Genomic DNA, 21596 nt, shown 5'->3' on the forward strand with positions numbered 1-21596 from the left:
GCTTCCTTGTTAGATAACACCGCGCGCGCGCAGGCTGTCGATGGCATCGCCCGAATACCCGAGCTGGTCGAGAATGCCCTGGCTGTGCTGCCCCAGTGCGGGTACGGCGTCCATTCGTGGGGTAAAGGCGGCATTGCGTGCCGGTGGCAGCAGCGAGGGCAAAGGCCCCGCCGGGCTGTCGACTTCACGCCAGCGGTCACGCGCCTTGAGCTGCGGGTGGTCCCACACGCCCTGCATATCGTTGACGCGGGCGCTGGCGATCTGCGCGGCCTCCAGGCGCTGGATCAGCGCTTCGGCATCCAATTGCGCAAAACGGTCGACGATGATCTGACGCAACACCTCACGGTTGGCCGAGCGCTTGAAGTTGGCGCTGAAGCGCTCATCCGTCGCCAGTTCCGGGGTAAGCAAAACCTTGTCGCAGAACGCCGCCCATTCGCGCTCGTTTTGCAAGCCGAGCATCACCGTGCCGCCGTCGCCGGTGGGGAACGGCCCATACGGGTAGATCGTCGAATGCGCCGCGCCGGCACGCGGTGGCGGCGGCGCACCGTCAAAGGCGTAGTACATCGGGTAGCCCATCCACTCCACCAGGCTTTCAAGCATGCTCACGTCGATGCGGCTGCCCTGCCCGGTCTTGCCACGCAATAGCAACGCCGAAAGGATGCCGCTGTAGGCGTACATGCCGGCGGCGATGTCGGCAATGGAGCAACCGGCCTTGGCCATCTGGTCGTCACCCGGGCCACCGGTCACCGACAGGAAGCCGCCCTCGCTCTGGATCAGCAGGTCGTAGGCTTTCTTTTTCTCGTAGGGCCCGCCTTCGCCATAGCCGGAAATATCGCAGACGATCAGGCGCGGGAAACGCGCATGCAGCGCCTCGAACGACAACCCCATGCGCGCCGCCGCGCCGGGTGCGAGGTTCTGCACCAGCACATCGGCGTCAGCCAGCAGGCTTTGCAGAATGTCGCCCGCCTCGTCGTGCTTGAGGTCCAGGGTCAGGCTTTCCTTGGAGCGGTTGGTCCACACGAAATGCGAGGCCAGGCCACGCACACGCTCGTCGTAGCCACGGGCGAAATCACCGGCACCGGGGCGTTCGACCTTGATCACGCGGGCGCCGAGGTCAGCCAGTTGACGGGTGCAGAATGGCGCGGCAATCGCGTGTTCCAGGCTGACAACGGTAATGCCGTCCAGCGGTCGTTGATTAGCAGTCATGACGGTTCCTTAAAGCCAATGGGCCATGGATGCGGCGTTGCGCAGGTTCCAGACCTTGTCGATCAATGCGTGGGCCTGGGCCGGTGAGCGCGCGCCGCTGAACTGGGTCAGGCGCTGGAATTTATCCGCCAGCTCCGCGCGGCTCAGGGTGTTGCCGGGGTCGCCCTTGGGCTCGTCGATGGCGCCGTGCAGCGAGCGGCCATCAACGGTGCTGACGAGGACCCGGCCCAGCCAGCGCTGCGGGTAGGCGCCGTCGACTTCGGCGTCGAGGGCCATGCTGACGTTGTCGCGAAAGGCCGAAACAGCAGGATCGCTCAGTGCCCACTGGTGGAACTCGGTCAAGCCGGCCTTGCCATGCACAGCGATCAGGCCGAGCACGGTGCCCATGGAGAACTTGGCCTGATGCACGCTGGTGGGCACCGTCACGCGCCCGAGCACATCGATGGCGCCTTGGTGCACGCGGGTTTCCACATGCGCGATATCGGCGGCGCCCAGGCCTTCACGCTGCATCACCTCCAACAGCGCATCGGCGGCAGGATGGGTATGGCGGCACGAGGCGTGAAACTTGAACGAGGTTTCCAGCAGCGCCCAGCGACGGCCAAGGTCGGCGGACAACTTGCTCGGCTCGGCATCCGTGGACATGCCCGCCGCCAAGCCCTGGTCGCCTTCGAGGATATTGCGCGCACCGGTCAGGCCATCGGCCGTCAGGTACGCGGCGAGCAAACCGTCGGCGGCCGCCTTGGCCGTGTGCAGTTGCTTGGAGTCGGCGGCATCGCGCAGGAACTCCCACAGCCCGGCGGCCTGGGTGCCGGCGCTGCCGAGCAGATTGATGAACTGTTCCTGGTTGAAATCCAGCAACTTGCCTACCGCCACCGCCGCCGCCAGGGTGCCCACCGTGGCCGTGGTGTGGAAGATGCGGTAGTGGGAGCGGCCCATGAATTCGCCGATGCGGATCCCGGCTTCATAACCCGCCACCGAGGCCAACAGCAGGTCGCGGCCGGATTTGCCCAGGTCTTGCGCGGCCGCCAAGGCCGCCGGAAACACCACGGTGGCCGGGTGCAGCACCGAGCTGTTGTGCAGGTCATCCTGCTCCACCAGATGGGACGAGGCGCCATTGACCAGCGCGGCAAAATACGCGCTGCTGCTGCCGCCATTGACGATCACCTGCGCCGGGCCGCTGCTCGGCCCCATCTTCTGCGCATAGCGTTCAAACAACGGGATCGGGTGCGCGCCCTGGCTGGCCAACGCGGAGGCCAGCCAATCCAGGTACAGGTCTTCGGTGCGCGCCAGCACGGGCTCGGGCAATTGCTCGTAGGCCAGGTCGGCCAGGAACCGACACAGGGCTTGGGTATGGCTCATGCTCGGGCCCTCAGAAGCTGCGTGGCAGTTCGAGCAAATGCTCGGCCACGTAGGACAGGATCAAGTTGGTGGAGATCGGTGCCACCTGGTACAGGCGGGTCTCGCGGAATTTGCGCTCCACGTCGTATTCGCAGGCAAAGCCGAAGCCACCGTGGGTTTGCAGGCAGGCATTGGCCGCTTCCCAGGACGCCTTGGCCGCCAGGTACTTGGCCATGTTCGCGCTGGCCCCGGCATTGGCGCCGCGGTCGTATTCGTCGCAGGCACGCCAGCGCATCAGGTCCGCCGCTTCGATTTCAATGTGCGCTTCGGCAATTGGGAACTGCACGCCCTGGTTCTGCCCGATGGGCCGGCCAAACACCACGCGGTCGCGAGCGTAGGCACTGGCTTTTTCGATGAACCAGCGGCCGTCACCGATGCACTCGGCGGCGATCAGCGTGCGTTCGGCATTCAGGCCATCGAGGATGTATTTGAAACCCTTGCCTTCCTCGCCAATCAGGCTGTCCAGGGGCAGTTCCAGGTTGTCGAAGAACAGCTCGTTGGTTTCGTGGTTGACCATGTTGGCGATGGGTTGCACGGTCAGGCCATTGCCGATGGCTTCGCGCAGGTCGACCAGGAAGATCGACATGCCCTCGGACTTTTTCTTCACCTCGGCCAGCGGCGTGGTGCGCGCCAGCAGGATCATCAAGTCGGAATGCTGCACCCGTGAGATCCACACCTTCTGGCCGTTGATCACATACTTGTCACCGCGTTTGATCGCAGTGGTCTTGATCTTGGTGGTATCGGTACCGGTGGTGGGCTCGGTGACACCCATCGATTGCAGGCGTAATTCGCCGCTGGCCAGCTTGGGCAGGTAGAAGCTTTTCTGCGCCGCGCTGCCGTGACGCAACAGGGTGAACATGTTGTACATCTGGCCATGCACGGTGCCGGAGTTGCCGCCACAGCGGTTGACCTCTTCAAGGATCACCGAGGCCTCGGCCAGGCCCAGGCCCGAGCCGCCATACTCTTCCGGGATCATCGCCGACAGCCAGCCGGCATCGGTCAGGGCCTTGACGAAGGCTTCGGGGAAGCCTTTTTCCTCGTCGATCCGGCGCCAATAAGCGGCATCGAATTCGGCGCACAAGGCACGCACCCCTTCGCGGATGGCATTGAGTGCTTCGTTGTCGTTCGGGTTCATCTAACGGCTCTCCGCCTGTTGTTCTTGGATTATTCGAAATGCACTTCGGCCAGCTGGGCCAGGCCGTCCGCGTTACCGGCCCACAGCGCGGCAACGCCTGGCTGCGTGACGTGCCCGCCTACCTCGAACGGCTGAGGCGCGATCAGTGGGCGCACCCCGCGATAGCTGAAACGACGCAAGGTGGCTTCAGGGTGGGCGCGGCAAAACGCGCGCAGGCTCAAGGTCGCGATCAGCGGGCCATGTACCACCAGCCCGGCGTAGCCTTCGGTGCCGGTGACATAGGGGTAGTCGTAGTGGATGCGGTGGCCGTTGAAGGTCACGGCGCTGTAGCGAAACAGCAGGGTCGGCGTGGGGGCGATCGTTTCGTGCCATTCGCCTTGGGCCAGGGCCTCGCCGCTGCCCTGCTTGGGTGGCGTGGGCTCGCGGTAGACGATGTCCTGTTCTTCGCGGATCGCCAGGCGGCCGTCCTGGGAATAGTCGTGACGCACCGTGACAAACAACAGTGAACCGCTGCGGCCGGTTTTCTCCTCGACCTGGGTGATGGTTGACACCCGGGTGGCCGCCTCGCCGGCACGCAGTGGGTGCAGGAACTCGATCCGCCCACCGGCCCACATGCGATTGCGCTTATCCGCCGGCGGCAGGAAGCCGCCACGGGCCGGGTGGCCGTCGGTGCCCAGGGCCGACTCGGGCAGCGGGTCCTGGAAGAAACACCACTGCCACAGCGGCGGCAGATCCTGGCCCTGCTCGGGGACGGCTTCGCCAAGGGTGGCGGCAATGCGTTTGAGCAGGTTATGGCTCAGGTGGTCGTGGGCGGTTTCGCTTCGGCCGATCCAATCAGTGGCGCTCATCAGGTACAGGTCCTCGGGCAGTGAGTATCTGCCCCGGATCATGCAAGCGCCTGGCCGTTCTGAGAATTTGCATTTCAATAAACCAGCGTTCGGCTATGCTGAACGCCAATCGTCCGATCTGTCCCCTCTTGTGGCGAGGCAGCAAGCCCCCGCCACAGGTGGTCGTACACCTGGAGTTTTGCATGCACTTCGATCTCGCCGACCTGCGCCTGTTCATCCATATCGCCGAATCCCCCAGCCTGACCCAGGGCGCCAAGCGCGCATTCCTCTCGCCTGCCGCCGCGAGTGCGCGGATCAAGGCCCTGGAAGGCCAACTCGATACCCGCCTGCTGTACCGTGACAGCCGTGGCGTGGAAATCACCCCGGCGGGCGAACGCCTGTTGCACCACGCCCGGCTGATCATGCGCCAGGTGGACTACCTGAAAAGTGAGTTCACCCAATATGGCGTGGATTCCGCCGGGCATATCCGCATCTTTGCCAACACCACGGCGGTGACCGAATTCCTGCCCGAGGTGCTGGCCGGTTTCCTGTCACAGCGCCCCGGCGTCACCGTCGATCTACAGGAACGCTTGTCGCGGGATATCGTGCGTGGCGTGCTCGATGGCACCAGTGATATGGGAATCATCGCCGGCCCGGTAGAAGCGGCAGGCTTGCAGGTGCTGCATTTCAGCACCGATGAGCTGGTCTTGATGGTGCCGGTGGGCCACCCCTTGGCCGGGCAACCCTCGGTCACCCTGGAACAGACCCTGGCCTACCAGCATATCGGCCTGCACGAAGGCAGCACCTTGCTCAGCTTCCTGCGCGAGCACGTGGAGCGGATCGGCAAGCACTTGTCGCTGCGCATCCAGGTCTCGAGCTTCGAGGCGATCTGCCGGATGGTCGAGGCCGGCGTGGGCATTGGCATCATCCCGGAGTCCGCCGCCGTCCGGCACAGCCGTACCATGCAACTGGTGGCGGTGAAGCTGGATGAACCCTGGGCGATTCGTGAGCGCAGCATTCTGGTGCGGGAGCTGGAGGCATTGCCGGGCACGATCCGCGCCCTGATCGCAACCCTGATGCCGAAGAGCGCCTAAGCTGAACAGTCACCCAGCCAGAGGAGACACCTTATGCAACTTGAAGGATCCTGCCACTGCGGCGCCGTCACGTTCAGCCTGAGCAGTGCCCACCCTTACCCGTACCAGCGTTGCTACTGCTCGATCTGCCGCAAGACCCAAGGGGGTGGTGGCTACGCCATCAACCTCGCGGGCGATGCCAGCAGCCTGAAAGTGCGCGGGCGCAAACTGATCTCGATCTACCATGCCCGGCTCAAGCCAGAAGGTGCCAGCCGGGCCCATGCCAGCACCGCCGAACGGCATTTCTGCTCGCAGTGCGGCAGTGCGCTATGGCTGTTCAGCCCGGAGTGGCCGGAGCTGATCCACCCGTTTGCCTCGGCCATCGACACGCCGTTGCCGGTGCCGCCGGAGCATACGCACCTGATGCTGGGCTCGAAGGCGCCGTGGGTTGAAGTCAGCGTGCGCAAGGGCGACCTGCAATTTGATGAATACCCCGAGGAATCGATTGCACAGTGGCATGAGCGACTGGGGTTGACTCGTTAACAATCTTTGACAGTTTCCCGACAAAGCTTGCAAAGATTGTTGGACGGCCCTCCCCTAGCATTCGAGCGTCCAAACAACCATCCGGGTGCTCTTCATGTTTCGCACATTGCGCGGTATTCCGTTGCTGGGTTGCCTGTTGGGCAGTATCGGTTGCCATGGCCAACCCTCTGCCCCGCCGCCGATTGCCAAGGGTGACTACAGTGCGATCATCCGTTATCTGCAAGCGCGCATTCCACGGGAAATGGCCCGGGAAAATGTGCCGGGGCTGTCCATCGCGCTGGTCAATGGCCAGGAACTGATCTGGGCCCATGGCTTCGGCCTGGCGGACAAAGCCCGTGGCGTGCCGGTAACCCCCAACACGGCATTTCGCGCAGGGGCCATTTCCAAATTGCTCACCGCCACCGCGGCCCTGCAATTGGTAGAACAGCAACGGCTGGAGCTTGATGCACCGATCCAGCACACCCTGCGCGAGTTCTATGTGCGCTCGCGCTTTCATAGCGACCAGGCGGCCGCCGACCGCGATATCACCCTGCGCCGCCTGCTCAGTCATCAGTCGGGCTTACCCAGCGAGCACCTGCGGGACCTGCGCAGTTCCTTCGCCATGAGCCAGATGCCAATGCGCGTCTCGGGGGTGTGGCTGAGCAGCCCGCCAGGATCCCAGGTGGCCTATTCCAATCTCGGTTATGCGCTGGTCGGCGCTGCGATTGAGCGCAGCACCGGCAAGGACTTCGAAACCCAGCTGCAAACCAGCCTGCTCAAGCCGTTGCGAATGAGCCAGTCGAGTTTTGTCGGCACCGGCACCCAACTGGGCTACCGCGCCCTGGGTTATCAGGACGGCAGCGCCAGCACTGACGCCCAGGTGCGTGACCTCGCCGCCGCCGGTTTATGGACCAGCCCCAAGGACCTGAGCCACTACGTGCAGATGCTGTTTGCCCAGGGTATCTACCGGGACCATCGCGTAGTGGGCAGTGCCTCCATCGAACAGATGTTCACCCAGCAAAACACCGGGAACGCCCTGGACTTCGACTGCCAGATCGGCCTCGGGTGGTTTCTCGCCCCCTGTGGCGACGAGCCGGTCGCCCCCGGTGTACGCACCTACCAGCACAGTGGCGGTGGCGACGATTTTGCCGCGCAATTGACCCTGCTGCCGGACCCGCAACTGGCGGTCATCATCATGGCCAACGACAGCAACGCCGAAGACATGGTGGTCGCGCTGTCCAACGACGCCCTGCGCCTGATGCTCCAGGCGCAGACAGGCCGCCCTGTGTGCGCCGATAACTGCGCGGCCCCCACCCATGGGCTCAAGTTGCGCCAGGTGCCGGCAGCCGTCGACCGCAAGCGCCTGGCTGGGTTTTACGCTACGGCCTGGGGCGTGTTCCGCATCCGGGACGAGCACTCGCGCCTGTCCGGTGAGCTGTCGGGGTATACCTTTGACTTGCTGCGCGATGAGGACGGCTGGCTGCGCGCGCAGAAAAAGTTCCTCGGTTTCTGGCTCGAGGATCTCGGCGAACTGGGGCGTGTGCAACTCGACGTCGTCACCGTACAGGGCCGGCAAATGCTGACTGCGCGCAGCCACGGCCAGCGCATTGCCCTGGGTGAGCGGATCGACCCGCCAACCCTGCCCCTGGCCTGGGCCGACACCATCGGCACCTACCAGGTACTCAACACCCATGAGCCTGACGCGCCGCTGAGCGGCGTCAGCGTGCGCCTGGAGGACGGCTTCCTGGTAATCCGCGGGCAACTGCACGACGAGCCGCTGACCGATTACATCCTGCTGCCCGTGGACAACGCCCATGCCGTATTGGCCGGCAACGGCTATGGCCTGGGCGACACCGTCAGCCGCCAGGTCAACGGCCTCAGCGCTTCGGGCTACGCCTTCAAACGCACGCAATCGCCGCACAAACCGCTGATTTTTTAACCCTGGAGGAACACTGTACTGTGGCGAGCGGGCTTGCCCCGCGTTGGGGCGCGAAGCGGCCCCATTACAGGCGATGTGTTTTTAACTGACACACCGCGGTGCCTGGTTTTGGGGACGCGGCGCCTGTAAGTTCTTCGCGAGCAAGCTCGCTCCTACAAAAAAGCCTTAACTGAACGGCATTAGGGCTTGCCCCCGATAGCGGTGTATCAGTCAGCTAACCTGTAACTGACACACCGCTATCAGGGGCAAGCCCCCTCCCACATTGGATCTCGGTTGCCTTCGAGGATCAGCGTCAGGCCGTGGTTGCGAGTTCTTCCAGTTGGTCCATCAACGCCTGCGGCTTGAGCACCAGCACGTCACTCTCCAGCGCATCCAGCACCACTTCGGCGGTGTTGCCGATCAGCGCTCCGGAAATCCCGGTGCGTGCGACAGTGCCGATGATCGTCACCGCGGCCTGGAGCGCGTGCGCCGTATGCGGGATCAGCACATCTGCCGGGCCTTCCTTGATATGAAGGTGCGCGTCATCCACGTCGAATTCGGCCTGGAACGCCTGGCATTGCTCGCGATAGCGCGCCTCGATGGTTTCCTTGAGCTGGAAGGTCGGATCCGCCGCCGACAGCATGGGCGACGGATGGGCGCTGATCACATGCAGTTGGGCCTTGGCCAGGCTGGCGATATCAAAACCGTGGTCAATGATCGAGTGGTGCAGTGCGCGGTGTTCGACATCGCTGTTGCCCACGTCGATGGCCGCGAGGATTACGCCGTCGGCCCACGGCGTCGAGGTCTTGACCAGCAGGACCGGCGTCGGGCAATAGCGCAGCAGCTTCCAGTCCGCAGGCGTCAGCAGGGCCTTTTTCAACGGGCTGTCGGGATAGTGCTGCTTGATCACCAGCCCACAGCCTTCGGCCTGCTGCACGTCGATGATGGTTTTGTGCAGGCTGTCATTCCAGGCTTGCTCGGTGGTGACGCTATAGCCGTCACCCTGCAAACCGGTCTTGAGCAGGCTCAAGAGCGCCGAATGCTCGTGTTTCCTGTCGCAGACCAGCAAGTGCAGGTGCGCGTCGGTGACCCCGGCGATCAGCTTGGCGCGCTTGAGGGCCAGGCTTTCCGAATGCTCGGGCTCGATGACCACCAGGATGCTGCGGATAGCTTGCATGGTCGGGATCTCCAGAAAAGGGGCGTTAGACAACTATAGTTGCTGCTCGCCAGCCGTCATGTTGATGCACATCAAGGCCAGTGGCTGGTGGTCTGCGGCGTGGTCGGTATAATCGGCGCCCTTTTGTGACCCTTTGCCCGTGAGCCCGATGAACCTGCCCGAAATCCACGAATTCCTCGGTTGCCCCACCCCCGACGCCTGGGTGCAGGCCGCGCTGGCCGATCAGGACACCCTGCTGATCGACCACAAGAACTGCGAATTCAAGGCCGCCAGCACTGCCCTGAGCCTGATCGCCAAGTACCACGGCCATGTGGACCTGATCAACATGATGTCGCGCCTGGCCCGGGAAGAGCTGGTGCACCACGAGCAAGTGATGCGCCTGATGAAGAAGCGCAAGGTCGAGTTGCGCCAGTTGCATGCCGGGCGTTACGCCTCCGGGTTGCGCAAGGTTGTGCGTAGCCATGAACCGGTCAAGCTGGTGGATACCCTGGTGGTCGGCGCGTTTATCGAGGCGCGCAGTTGCGAGCGTTTCGAAGCCCTGGTACCGCATCTGGACGAGGAACTCGGCAAGTTTTACTTCGGCTTGCTCAAGAGCGAAGCGCGGCACTACCAGGGTTACCTGAAGCTGGCCTACCAGTATGGCGACGCCAAGGACATCGCCCAGGTGATCGAGCGGGTGCGGGCGGCCGAGCAGGCACTGATCGAGTCACCCGACGTCGAGTTCCGCTTTCACAGTGGCGTGCCAGCCTGAGGCCACGGCGACGCCGATCAGCGCGGTGATCCCGGTCAACAGCAGGATCACCGTTTGCGTGCCCCAGGGCGCCGCCAGCAACGCGATCAGCAAGCCCGCCAGCGGTTGGGCCAGGTTGTTGAGCAGGGTGAGCACGCCCACCGTCTTGCCAAAGTCCTGCACCGGTATCACGCGCTGGCGGGTGCTGCGCAGGTACACGTTGAACATTTTGTCGAAACCGGTGACCAGCAAGAAGCCCACGGCATAGGTCATGAGCCCGGGGCTGAGCGCGGTGATCAGCGCCCCGAGTGCAATCATCGAATACGACAACCCACCCAGTACCTTCAACGGCAGGCTGCAGCGCGCCAGGTAAAACAGAATCGCGATGGTCACCACGGCCCCCGCGGCTTGCAGCAACGCATAGGCGTCCTTGTCGGCGGCAAAGTGCCCCGTGACCATTGCCGCCGAAGTCGCCAGCGTCACACCGATGATCAGGTTGACGCCGACCGCCAGGGTGATGATCCGCTTCAATTGCGTCAGGTTGCGGATATGCCGGAAGGCAATGCGCAGCGGTTGCAGCCAGATATCCTGGTGTTGCTCGAAGGTTTCCAGGTGCACCCGGCTATGGCGTTGCCAGATCAGCATCGCCAGGTCTGCCAGGACAAACAGCCCGGCAACCCCCAGTACCACCCAATGCCAGGCCCACACTTGCAGCATCAGCGCCGCGACCAAGGGGCCCAGCACCAGGCCGCTCTGGTCGGCAATCTGCGAATAGGACAACGTCTTGGTATAGCTGTACTGCCTGAAGATGTGCGGCATCAGCACTTCCCGCGCCATGATGCCCTGGGTGGTCAACACTCCACACAGCGCCGACAGCAGCACAATCCAGTAAATGCCGTCGAACACCCCGTACAGCGCCACCGCGACCACGCAGGCCAGTGCTCGGTAGACCTGGCTGATATGCAGGATGCGGACTGGCGAGAACTTGTCGCACAATGCCCCGCACACCGGGAACGCCAGGTAGCGCGGTAGCGACTCGAGAAAAAATGCCAGGCCCGCCCAGCTCACGCTGTTGGTGGTCTGGAACACGATGAGCGGCACGATAAACAGCAGAATCTGGTCCGCCAGCCGTGACAGGAACAGCGAAACGAAGAACGCCAGGTAATCCTTGCGCATACAACTCCCTGTGAATGGCGTTAAAGATTGCAGGCTATTTGTTAAAAACTCTTAAAAGCATGAAGCTTGGTCACCCGCTACGGGCCAAGCGCTGCTGTCGGGCAGCTTGCCACCTATAATGCCCGCACTTCAATCGGCGTCGCATATTGAGAACGTATGGAAAACCTGGGTCTGGGCAAGGTCCTGCTCGTTGAGGACGATGAGAAGCTGGCAGGGCTGATCGCGCATTTTCTGGCGCAGCATGGCTTTGAGGTGCGGGTGGTGCACCGGGGCGATTTGGCCTTGGCGGTGTTTCTCGACTTCAAGCCCAAGATTGTCGTACTCGACCTGATGCTGCCCGGCCAGAGCGGCCTGCATGTGTGTCGCGAGATTCGCACGGTGTCCGACACGCCCATCGTGATCCTCACCGCCAAGGAAGATGACCTGGACCATATCCTGGGCCTGGAATCCGGCGCCGACGATTACGTGATCAAGCCGATCAAGCCGCCGGTGCTGCTCGCACGCCTGCGCGCCCTGCAACGTCGCCAGTCACCGGAGCCAACGGTGCGCGGCGCCGTGGAGTTCGGCCGACTGTCGATTGACCGCAGTTGCCGGGTAGTCAGCCTGGGGGAGGAGCAGATCGACCTCACCACCATGGAATTCGAATTGCTGTGGTTGCTGGCCAGCAACGCCGGCAAGATCCTGTCCCGCGATGACATCCTCAACCGCATGCGCGGCATCGCCTTCGATGGCCTGAACCGCAGCGTCGACGTGTACATCAGCAAACTGCGCGGCAAACTCAATGACAACCCGCGTGAGCCGGTGTGCATCAAGACCATCTGGGGCAAGGGTTATCTGTTCAATCCATTTGCGTGGGAGGTCTAGATGCTGCGCCTGTTTCTGCGCCTGTATGTGATTCTGGCCCTGGGCCTGGCGGGGGCTATCTGGCTGGTCAACTACACCTTCGATGAGCTGATGCCCGAAGCCAACGAAACCTATAACCGCGAAGCCGTGCGGGGTCCGGCGTATGGACTGGTAGAGCAATTGCGTCCTCTGCAAAGGGACGCGCGCCAGGCCCGGCTGGCCGAGTTGCAGCCCCATTACGGGCTGCGCCTGAAGCTGGTGCAGAAGGATACCCAGGCCCTGACCGAGCGTGAACAGGCGCTTTTGGACAAGGGGCAGCTGGTGGTGCGCGGCGACTTCATGGAGTTTCTCGCGACCATCGACGGTAGCTCGCAACTGCTGGAAATCAAGTTGCCGGAAGAGCCCAAGTGGCTGTACCTGTGGGCCTATGGTTTCCTCGGGGTGTGCCTGGCCATCGTGCTGTACTTCTGGGTTCGACCCCATTGGCGCGACCTGGAACATATCCGCCTGGCCGCGCAGCGCTTCGGTGACAACGACCTCGGTTCGCGCATCCTGCTGCCGCGCCGCTCCACCGTGCGCGAGCTGGCCGGGCACTTCAACCAGATGGCCGAACGCATCGAAAGCCTGATCGCCAACCAGCGCGAACTGACCAACGCAGTCTCCCATGAGTTGCGCACGCCGATTGCGCGCCTGTCGTTCGAGCTCGACCAACTCCGGCAACAGGCCGACCCGCGCCAGAGCCGCGCGCTGATCACGGACATGTACGCCGACTTGGGCGAACTGGAAGAAATGGTCTCCGAGCTGCTGACCTACGCCAGCCTCGAGCGCGGCGCCACCCAGGTCACCCGGGAAAACATCGAAGCCCACAGCTGGCTCGACAGCGTGATTGGCAGCGTCGCCCTGGAGGCCGAGGCGGAAGGTGTGCACCTGTCACTGCGCACCTGTGAAGTCGACATTATCCAGATCGAGCCACGTTTTATGGCGCGCGCGGTGATCAACCTGCTGCGCAACGCCATCCGTTACGCCGACCGCCGCGTGGAAGTGTCACTGGTCAAGTTCGGCAGCGGCTACGAAGTGCGGGTCTGCGACGACGGCCCTGGCGTGCCCGAGGAGGGCCGGGCAAAAATCTTCCAGCCGTTCATGCGCCTCGACGCCAGCCGTGACCGCCGCACCGGCGGCTTCGGCCTGGGCCTGGCGCTTGTGCAGCGGGTATCGCAGTGGCACGGCGGCCAGGTGCAAGTGCTGGATTCGGAGTGGGGCGGGGCGTCGTTTCGGATGACGTGGGCGTACGCCGAATAAGCCTCCCGCGGGTCATCCTGTGGCGAGCAGGCTTGTTGTGGCGAACGGGCTTGTTGTGGCGAGCGGGCTTGCCCCGCGTTGGGCTGCGAAGCAGCCCCAAAACCAGGCACCGCGGTGTGTCAGTTAAAAACACATCGCCTGTAATGGGGCCGCTTCGCGCCCCAACGCGGGTCGTTGACGTTTTTCGCGAGCAAGAACTAGGCGTCCCCCTCGCTCCTACAGAAGGCGATGTACGCTTAACTGAATGGCATTAGGGCAAGCCCCCTCCCACATGTTGCTCCCCGTATGTTCGCGATTAATGCAGTGCCCGCACTCGTTCGAAAGTAGCATTCGCACCCCCATCCCAAGAGCCTGCTGGTGAGCTACGACATCAATCCGCTGGGGTTCTTCTACCCCTTTGATGCAACGCGGTCCCCTGTGGGAGGGGGCTTGCCCCCGATGGCGGTGTGTCAGTCACAGCTGTTTGAGCTGACACTCCCTCATCGGGGGCAAGCCCCCTCCCACATTTGGATTTGTGTTGTCAGTCGGCGAACGCATCCCTCAGGAACGCCGGCGCGATATAGCGCTGGTAGTGCGCCTCGGACAGGATGAAGAACTCACGGTCGATGGCATCGCGCAGCTCTGGGAGCGCCCAGTCGCGAAACTCCGGCAGCAGCACCATGCCATAAGCCTCGAGGTTGTTGATCACCCGCGCCCCACGGGCAATCAACTGGTACGCCCAGCAGTACTCGGACTGGTGCGGCACAAAGCGAATCTTGCGTTGCTCCAGTTGCCCACGCAGGGTCTTGGGGTCGAAAACCTCCAGCTTGCCGGCCATCACCTGTACCAGCAGCTGCTCAAGCCTTAGCCATACCGCGCGTTTTTGCTCTTCGTTATACCCATTCCATTGGATCACTTCGTGGTGGAAGCGCTTGCAGCCGCGGCACACGAGATCGCCGTAAACCGTTGAGCACAGGCCTACGCAGGGGGTCTTGATGGTTTGATTGGACATGGGTGGCAACACACAAATCAGCGAAACAGTGCGCCATGTTAGCCCTTTGTCTAAGGTTGATCACCCAGCAAACTTAGTCAGGCAACTTACCTTTAGAAATTTTTTGCCGTAGAATCATCCGGCCTTGTAAGGCGCCAAACAATCCGCTGGAAGCTGTTTTCAAAGCGTCACGAGCACAGTCGTTCCTTCAGAACGGTGTTGGCGATGGTGATTACCCGGTAGGTAGTCCCAGCGCCAACCCTCATCAGCTCCGTTCTGCAGGCGTAAAACTTTGAAAGCAGCTTCTGTGAGGAATGCCGGCAGCGCTGGCTTTGCGGCCCAAAAAGCCCCCGAGCGCATGCGTGCCGTTCATTTCTGGATGAGCGTCCCGTGGGACCACTGATGAGGGTAATAACTGTGCTTGAAGCCTACCGCAAACATATCGAAGAGCGTGCAGCACTGGGTATCGTTCCCCAGCCGCTTAACGCCGAACAAACCGCAGGCCTGGTCGAGCTGCTGAAGAATCCTCCGGCTGGCGAAGAAGAACTCCTCGTTGACCTGATCACCAACCGCATTCCACCAGGCGTTGACGAAGCTGCCTACGTCAAGGCCGGTTTCCTGTCTGCCCTGGCCAAGGGCGAAGCCACTTCTCCCCTGATCGACAAGAAACGCGCTGTTGAACTGCTCGGCACCATGCAAGGCGGCTACAACATCGTGACGTTGGTCGAGCTGCTGGACGACGCCGAGCTGGCACCTGTCGCCGCCGCCCAACTCAAGCACACCCTGCTGATGTTCGATGCGTTCCACGACGTGGCCGAGAAGGCCCGCAACGGCAACGAACACGCCAAAGCCGTGATCCAGTCCTGGGCCGACGGCGAGTGGTTCAAGAACCGCCCGACCCTGGCCGACAAGATCAGCCTGCGCGTATTCAAGGTCACCGGCGAAACCAACACCGACGACCTGTCCCCTGCCCCGGACGCCTGGTCCCGCCCTGATATCCCGCTGCACGCCCTGGCCATGCTGAAAATGGCGCGTGAAGGCATTGTGCCGGACGAGCAAGGCAAGACCGGCCCGATGAAGCAGATCGAAGAAATGCGCGGCCAAGGCTTCCCGATCGCCTACGTCGGTGACGTGGTCGGTACCGGTTCTTCGCGTAAATCCGCGACCAACTCGGTACTGTGGTTCTTCGGCGACGACGTTCCTTACGTGCCGAACAAGCGCGCCGGCGGCTTCTGCTTCGGCAGCAAGATCGCTCCAATCTTCTACAACACCATGGAAGATGCCGGCGCACTGCCGATCGAATTCGACGTCACCAACATGAACATGGGCGACGTGATCGACCTGTACCCGCATGCTGGCAAAGTCTGCAAACACGGCACCGACGAAGTCCTGACCACCTTCGAAATGAAGACCCCGGTCCTGTTGGACGAAGTTCGCGCCGGCGGCCGTATCCCGCTGATCATCGGCCGTGGCCTGACCGACAAGGCTCGCGCCGAGCTGGGTCTGGGCCCTACCGACCTGTTCAAGCTGCCTGAAGCACCGGTCGACACTGGCAAGGGTTTCACCCTGGCCCAGAAAATGGTCGGCAAGGCGTGCGGCCTGCCGGAAGGCAAAGGCGTTCGCCCAGGGACTTACTGCGAACCGAAGATGACCACCGTGGGTTCCCAGGACACCACCGGTCCGATGACCCGTGACGAACTGAAAGACCTGGCGTGCCTGGGCTTCTCGACCGACCTGGTGATGCAGTCCTTCTGCCACACCGCGGCTTATCCAAAGCCGATCGACGTGACCACCCACCACACCCTGCCTGACTTCATCATGACCCGTGGCGGTGTATCGCTGCGTCCAGGCGACGGCATCATCCACAGCTGGCTGAACCGCATGCTGCTGCCGGATACCGTCGGCACCGGTGGTGACTCCCACACCCGTTTCCCGATGGGCATCTCGTTCCCGGCCGGTTCCGGTCTGGTCGCGTTCGCCGCAGCCACTGGCGTTATGCCACTGGACATGCCGGAATCGATCCTGGTGCGCTTCAAAGGCAAAATGAAACCTGGCATCACCCTGCGTGACCTGGTTCATGCCATTCCTTACTACGCGATCCAGGCTGGCCTGCTGACCGTAGAGAAGAAAGGCAAGAAAAACGCCTTCTCCGGCCGCATCCTGGAAATCGAAGGCCTGAACGACCTGACGCTGGAGCAGGCTTTCGAGCTGTCCGACGCCTCGGCCGAACGTTCGGCTGCCGGTTGCACCATCAAGCTGTCGAAAGAATCCGTCACCGAATACCTGAACTCCAACATCACCCTGCTGCGCTGGATGATCGGTGAAGGCTACGGCGACGCACGCACCCTGGAACGTCGCGCCCAAGCGATGGAAGCCTGGGTTGCCAACCCGGAACTGATGGAAGCCGATGCCGACGCGGAATACGCCGAAGTCATCGAGATCGACCTGGCCGAAATCAACGAGCCGATCCTCTGCGCACCGAACGACCCGGACGACGCCCGTCTGTTGTCCAGCGTTGCCGGCGAGAAGATCGACGAAGTGTTCATCGGTTCGTGCATGACCAACATCGGTCACTTCCGTGCTGCCGGTAAGCTGCTGGAGCAGGTCAAGGGTCAGCTGCCAACTCGTCTGTGGCTGTCGCCGCCGACCAAGATGGACGCTCACCAGCTGACCGAAGAAGGCTACTACGGCATCTACGGCAAGGCTGGCGCGCGCATGGAAATGCCGGGCTGCTCGCTGTGCATGGGTAACCAGGCACGTGTAGAGCCGAACTCGACCGTCGTATCGACCTCCACCCGTAACTTCCCGAACCGTCTGGGTGATGGCGCGAACGTCTACCTGGCGTCGGCTGAGCTGGCGGCAGTGGCCTCCACCCTCGGTCGCCTGCCGACCGTCGAAGAGTACATGGGCTACGCAGCGAAACTGGACACCATGGCCAGTGACGTCTACCGCTACCTGAACTTCGACCAGATCGCCGAGTTCCGCAAAATCGCAGCAAGCGCCAACATCCCGGTGATTCAAGCCTAAGGTGTGTTGATGTAAAGGACGCCGCGTATCGCAAGGTACGCGGCGTTTTTTTGTGCCTGGAATACTGTGGGAGGGGGCTTGCCCCCTCCCACACTACGCGCAAGCCCTCCCACACCATGCCTGCGTCACGCGTTGCTCGCCTCAAGCACCAACTGCACCGCGTCGTCGACACTCAAGCCGCTGAGCAGTACATGCGGCGCCAACGCTTCAGGCAGTACCTGCAACACCTCGCGGGCATCATGCCGCACACGGGCCAGCACCAGGCGCTTGCCCTCCCCCCGCACCTGGGCAAAAAACACCGCCAGCGCTTCGATACTGGTGCCATCGAGGTCGGGCGACTCTTCCAGGCTCAGTACCACCGCCTGAACGGGTGCCTGGCGCATCAGGCGCAAGGCCGCCCCCAGGATGCGCTCGGCGTTCGCGAAAAACAGCGCTTCACTGGGCCGCACGATCAGCACGCCTGGCACTTCCACAGCATCGGCATGGTGCTGGCGATCGACAAAATCATGACTGTCACCCAGGCGCCCGAGCACCTGGATGTCCGCTGAGGACATCTGGCGCAACATCAACATCACGCTGATCGCCACGGCGAGCAACAAGCCATCCAGCACACCCAGCACCAGCACTGCCGCCACCGCGCAGACCACCAGCAAGCGATCGCGTCGCCACAGGAAATAGCGCCCCAGGGGCTGCAGGCTCAAACCACGCCCCAAGGCATAGATGACTACCGCCGCGAGCACCGGCTCCGGCGTCAGCGCCACATACGGCAGCACCGTCAGCACGATCACCAATATCACCAGCGCCGCAACGATCCCCGCGAACCGTGAATAGGCGCCGGCCGCCTCATTGGCCGATGTCGCCGAATACCCGGCCCCCGCCGGCATGCCGTGGAACAACCCCGACACCAGGTTGGCCGCCCCCAGCGCCAGCAAATCACGGTTGGATGACACTCGGTCGCCATGCTTGAGGGCGAATGAGCTGATGGAGCCGTAGGACTCTGCGTACAAAATCATCACCAAGGCAAATGCCAGTTCGCCCAGGCGCAACCAGTCGGCAAACGGCAGTACCGGCAAATGCCCGAGTTCCAGGCGCAGGTCGATCATGCCGATCAGCGCCACGCCCTGGGCCTGCAGGCCCAGTAACTGCCCGGCCACGATGCCCAGCACCACGACCACCAGGCCACCGGGCACCCGTGGCAGGCGTGCGCACAGCCGCAACACCAGCAACGCCGCCGCCGCCACCAGCGCGGCGGGCCAGTTCCAGCGTGGCAACTGTTCGAGCAGTTGCGGCAGGAAGCGGATCAGGTTGTTATCGGTGAGATGGACGCCCACCACATTGGCCACTTGCTTGAGGATGATGGTCAACGCCAGGCCGAAGGCAAAGCCGCGCAACACCGGCTTGGCGATAAACGAGGTGACGCCGCCGAGCTTGAACAGCCCGGCCAGGAGAAAAAATACCCCAATGATCAGCACCAGCCCAAAGGCCAGGGAAAGCCTCAGCGCCGGGTCGTCACCGGCCAGGCTGGCCGTGGCCGCCGCCAGCACCGCCGCCGACGATGAGGTGGCCGAGACAATCGCAAAGCGGCTGCTGCCAAACAGGCCGTAGCACACCAGCCCGGCAAACAAGGCAATCACCCCGGCCTGGGGTGGCAGTGCGGCAATGCTGGAATAGGCCACCGCTTCCGGCAGCAGCAAACCGGCAATGGATAAGCCGGCGAGAATGTCCTGGGTGCGATTCGGCGGTATGACAACGGGCGTCTCGGTTGCAGTTTTCAAGCGGCCCCACTCCTCCTGGCAAAAACGTGCTCCAGCTTAGCGCTCATTGGCGTGTCGTGGTTGAGCCCCGTCAGGTTTTGCACGCGCAAAAAAAAGCCGATTCGCGGTGTGCGCGAATCGACCTTGTGGGGTACAGCCGGGTGTCAGGACAGCAGCGAGTAAATCAGCGCGGTAATCGCCACCAGGCCGACGGCCGTGACGAATACGTTGGACGCCTGCCCACGGTACTTGGCCATGGCCGGCACCTTGCGGATCGCATACATCGGCATCAGGAACAGGATCGACGCAATGATCGGCCCCCCCAGGGTCTCGATCATGCCGAGGATGCTGGGGTTGAGCGTGGCCACCATCCAGCACACCACCAGCATGAAGGCGGCGGTCATGCGGTCCAGGGTCTTGGCTGCAGGGCGGCGGCCGCTCTTGACCACCAGGCCTTTCAAGCCTTCGCTGGCACCGATGTAGTGGCCCAGGAACGACTTGGCAATCGCCACGAACGCAATCAACGGCGCCGCGAAGGCGATGGTCGGGTTGTCGAAGTGGTTGGCCAGGTACGACAGGATCGACAGGTTTTGTGCCTTCGCTTCAGCCAGCTGTGCCGGCGACAGGGTCAGCACGCAGCTGAACACGAAAAACAGCACCATCACCACCATCAACAGGTGCGCACGGGACAGGATCTGCGAGCTGCGCTCATCGGCATGGGCGCCGTACTGGCGCTTCTGGTCCACCGCAAAGGCCGAGATGATCGGCGAGTGGTTGAACGAGAACACCATCACCGGAATCGCCAGCCACAGGGTATTGAGCAAAGCCGACGGTGCCGGGACCACGCTTGCCGTGCTGAGAATGCCGCCGGTCCAATGGGGGATCAGGTACACCGCCAGGAACAGCAAGGCGACGATAAACGGATACACCATCAGGCTCATGGCCTTGACGATCACCTGCTCACCGCAGCGAACCACTGCCAGCAGGCCGAGGATCAGCACGAATGCCAGGATCGCCCGGGGCGGCGGCATGATGTGCAACTGGTGCTCCATGAAACTGCTGACGGTGTTGGTCAACGCCACGCTGTAGATCAGCAGGATCGGGAAAATTGCGAAGAAGTACAGCAAGGTGATCAGGGCACCGGCCTTGACGCCGAAGTGCTCTTCGACCACATCGGTAATGTCGGAGCCTTCGCGGCCGGACAAGACGAAACGGGTCAGGCCACGGTGGGCAAAGAACGTCATCGGGAAGGCCAGCAGCGCCAGGATCACCAGCGGCCAGAAGCCCCCCAGGCCCGCGTTGATCGGCAAGAACAAGGTGCCGGCGCCAATGGCGGTGCCGAACAGACCGAGCATCCAAGTGGTGTCCTGGTGGCTCCAGTTTGTGAGGGTTGCAGGTGTCGTTGCATAGCGTTCGTCGACGCTATTGGCCTGATCATTCATCCGGTCGGATCTCCGCATTTCCACAGCCGGGACGAGTCAGAAAAACCTGACAGGCAGCGCCCCAGCCATAACAGGGGCGCGATTGTCCGGGATTCTCCTGAAGAAGCAAAGACTTAGCTGAGGAACGGTTATGCGACGCAGACGCGCAGGGGCGGCTACAGGCGGCGGTTTTAAAGGGCTCTGGCGTGACGCAGGATAATCCGGCCGTGCACAATTCTATTGGGGCCACATACCTGTCTTGTGAATGAGCGTCGCACGGCAGCAGCCTGGCGCACGCAATGACTGCCCGTTGACAGCCCCACGTCCATCCCAGCATGATCGGGGCATGAACCTGACTCAGCAATGCCTCACCCGTACCACCACCACGACCGCTCAAGGCGGGTCGTGCGGTTGCCGTGGGTGCTTGAACTAGCCACACACAGAATCAACCCAAGGCCCCGCCAGCAATGGACGGGGCCTTTTTATTGCTCCGTCCTCCGGCCACCACCAGGAGCACTACAATGACTGACGCCCTACTGATCATCGATATGCAAACCGGCTTGTACGATGGCCCGGACAAACCCTTCGAGCGCGAACGCGTACTGGGCACCATCAACCACCTGATCCAAGCCGCCCGCAATGCCGGCGCTCCGATCTTCGTGGCCCGCCACACCGGCCCTGCGGGTTCCCCCATCGAAGCGGGCAGCCCGCCTTGGCAGGTATGGCCCGCGCTGGATGTCGATGAAGCGCGCGACCACCTGTTCAATAAAACCCGCCCCAGTTGCTTCCTGGGCACGGACCTGGCGCAGCAACTGCACGCTGCACAGGTCAATCAACTGGTGATCGTGGGGATGAAAACCCAGTTCTGTATCGACACCACCTGCCGGGTGGCGGCAGAACTGGGGTTCTCGGTGCTACTGCCCGAAGACGGACATACCTGCATGGACACCCCGACACTGTCGGCCCAGGAAATCATCGAGCATCACAATGCAACGTTGGCGGGGGCATTTGTAAAACGGGTGAGAGCGACCGAGATAGCGTTCTGACAATACAAACCCTATAGGAGCGAGCTTGCTTGCGACAATCGTAAACGCTATCACGCGAAACCTGACGGCCCCTC

At 62.6% G+C, this 21596-nt stretch carries 17 protein-coding genes; 8 read left to right on the plus strand and 9 right to left on the minus strand.

Going from position 1 to position 21596, the window contains the following annotated elements; genetic code table 11:
* Positions 1-9 precede the first annotated feature (9 nt).
* The 4 genes from A7317_RS15985 to A7317_RS16000 are packed head-to-tail and all read right to left on the minus strand — an operon-like array spanning position 10 to position 4587.
* On the minus strand, positions 10-1206 hold the full coding sequence (locus A7317_RS15985) for a CaiB/BaiF CoA transferase family protein (protein WP_024075878.1): 1197 nt from the start codon (positions 1204-1206) through the stop codon (positions 10-12).
* A gap of 9 nt (positions 1207-1215) precedes the next feature.
* Positions 1216-2565, minus strand: a complete 1350-nt coding sequence (locus A7317_RS15990; RefSeq protein WP_069076297.1) for an MmgE/PrpD family protein — start codon at positions 2563-2565, stop codon at positions 1216-1218.
* Positions 2566-2575: 10 nt separating this feature from the next.
* Positions 2576-3739, minus strand: coding sequence for an acyl-CoA dehydrogenase family protein (locus tag A7317_RS15995; protein ID WP_069076298.1), 1164 nt, complete (start codon positions 3737-3739; stop codon positions 2576-2578).
* Between the two features lie 29 nt (positions 3740-3768).
* Complete coding sequence (locus A7317_RS16000; RefSeq protein WP_069077416.1) at positions 3769-4587, minus strand: FAS1-like dehydratase domain-containing protein; 819 nt, start codon at positions 4585-4587, stop codon at positions 3769-3771.
* Between the two features lie 182 nt (positions 4588-4769).
* On the opposite strand from A7317_RS16000, the gene A7317_RS16005 reads away from it, so the two are divergent.
* The 3 genes from A7317_RS16005 (at position 4770) to A7317_RS16015 (ending at position 8100) form a co-directional block, all read left to right on the plus strand.
* On the plus strand, positions 4770-5660 hold the full coding sequence (locus A7317_RS16005) for a LysR family transcriptional regulator (RefSeq protein WP_024075882.1): 891 nt from the start codon (positions 4770-4772) through the stop codon (positions 5658-5660).
* A 33-nt stretch (positions 5661-5693) separates the two neighbouring features.
* Complete coding sequence (locus A7317_RS16010) at positions 5694-6182, plus strand: GFA family protein (RefSeq protein WP_069076299.1); 489 nt, start codon at positions 5694-5696, stop codon at positions 6180-6182.
* 94 nt (positions 6183-6276) lie between these two features.
* Positions 6277-8100, plus strand: a complete 1824-nt coding sequence (locus A7317_RS16015) for a serine hydrolase domain-containing protein (RefSeq protein ID WP_024075884.1) — start codon at positions 6277-6279, stop codon at positions 8098-8100.
* Positions 8101-8392: 292 nt separating this feature from the next.
* Here the strand turns inward: A7317_RS16015 and A7317_RS16020 are convergent, their stop codons facing one another.
* Positions 8393-9256 carry a universal stress protein gene (locus A7317_RS16020; protein ID WP_024075889.1) on the minus strand — a complete coding sequence of 288 codons (864 nt, stop codon included), beginning with the start codon at positions 9254-9256 and terminating at the stop codon, positions 8393-8395.
* Between the two features lie 148 nt (positions 9257-9404).
* On the opposite strand from A7317_RS16020, the gene A7317_RS16025 reads away from it, so the two are divergent.
* Positions 9405-10007, plus strand: coding sequence for a tRNA-(ms[2]io[6]A)-hydroxylase (locus tag A7317_RS16025; RefSeq protein ID WP_024075888.1), 603 nt, complete (start codon positions 9405-9407; stop codon positions 10005-10007).
* Here A7317_RS16025 and A7317_RS16030 read toward each other — a convergent pair.
* Positions 9963-11162: an MFS transporter gene (locus A7317_RS16030; protein ID WP_069076300.1), complete on the minus strand. Its 1200-nt coding sequence runs from the start codon at positions 11160-11162 to the stop codon at positions 9963-9965. The genes A7317_RS16025 and A7317_RS16030 overlap by 45 nt on opposite strands.
* A 156-nt stretch (positions 11163-11318) precedes the next feature.
* Between A7317_RS16030 and A7317_RS16035 the strand changes: the two genes are divergently transcribed.
* Together A7317_RS16035 and A7317_RS16040 are read left to right on the plus strand one after the other, a co-directional pair.
* The gene (locus A7317_RS16035) at positions 11319-12026 is read left to right on the plus strand and encodes a winged helix-turn-helix domain-containing protein (RefSeq protein ID WP_069076301.1); all 708 of its coding nucleotides are present in this window, start codon (positions 11319-11321) and stop codon (positions 12024-12026) included.
* The gene (locus tag A7317_RS16040; protein WP_069076302.1) at positions 12027-13304 is read left to right on the plus strand and encodes an ATP-binding protein; all 1278 of its coding nucleotides are present in this window, start codon (positions 12027-12029) and stop codon (positions 13302-13304) included. It abuts the gene before it with no gap.
* A 520-nt stretch (positions 13305-13824) separates the two neighbouring features.
* Here A7317_RS16040 and A7317_RS16045 read toward each other — a convergent pair.
* Positions 13825-14295 (minus strand): DUF1289 domain-containing protein, encoded by a 471-nt coding sequence (locus A7317_RS16045; protein WP_024075890.1) that lies wholly within the window; start codon positions 14293-14295, stop codon positions 13825-13827.
* A gap of 396 nt (positions 14296-14691) precedes the next feature.
* Here A7317_RS16045 and acnB point away from each other — a divergent pair, with 396 nt between their 5' ends.
* Positions 14692-17301, plus strand: coding sequence for a bifunctional aconitate hydratase 2/2-methylisocitrate dehydratase (gene acnB / locus A7317_RS16050; RefSeq protein WP_069076303.1), 2610 nt, complete (start codon positions 14692-14694; stop codon positions 17299-17301).
* Positions 17302-17426: 125 nt separating this feature from the next.
* Here the strand turns inward: acnB and A7317_RS16055 are convergent, their stop codons facing one another.
* Together A7317_RS16055 and A7317_RS16060 are read right to left on the minus strand one after the other, a co-directional pair.
* Positions 17427-19076: a SulP family inorganic anion transporter gene (locus tag A7317_RS16055; RefSeq protein WP_069076304.1), complete on the minus strand. Its 1650-nt coding sequence runs from the start codon at positions 19074-19076 to the stop codon at positions 17427-17429.
* Positions 19077-19219: 143 nt separating this feature from the next.
* Entirely contained in the window at positions 19220-20497 is a 1278-nt protein-coding gene (locus A7317_RS16060) for a serine/threonine transporter (protein WP_024075893.1), read from the minus strand.
* Between the two features lie 500 nt (positions 20498-20997).
* Between A7317_RS16060 and A7317_RS16065 the strand changes: the two genes are divergently transcribed.
* Positions 20998-21522: a cysteine hydrolase family protein gene (locus tag A7317_RS16065; protein WP_069076305.1), complete on the plus strand. Its 525-nt coding sequence runs from the start codon at positions 20998-21000 to the stop codon at positions 21520-21522.
* Positions 21523-21596: the final 74 nt, after the last annotated feature.

It is taken from the genome of Pseudomonas fluorescens (assembly GCF_001708445.1).
Taxonomy (GTDB): domain Bacteria; phylum Pseudomonadota; class Gammaproteobacteria; order Pseudomonadales; family Pseudomonadaceae; genus Aquipseudomonas; species Aquipseudomonas gorinensis.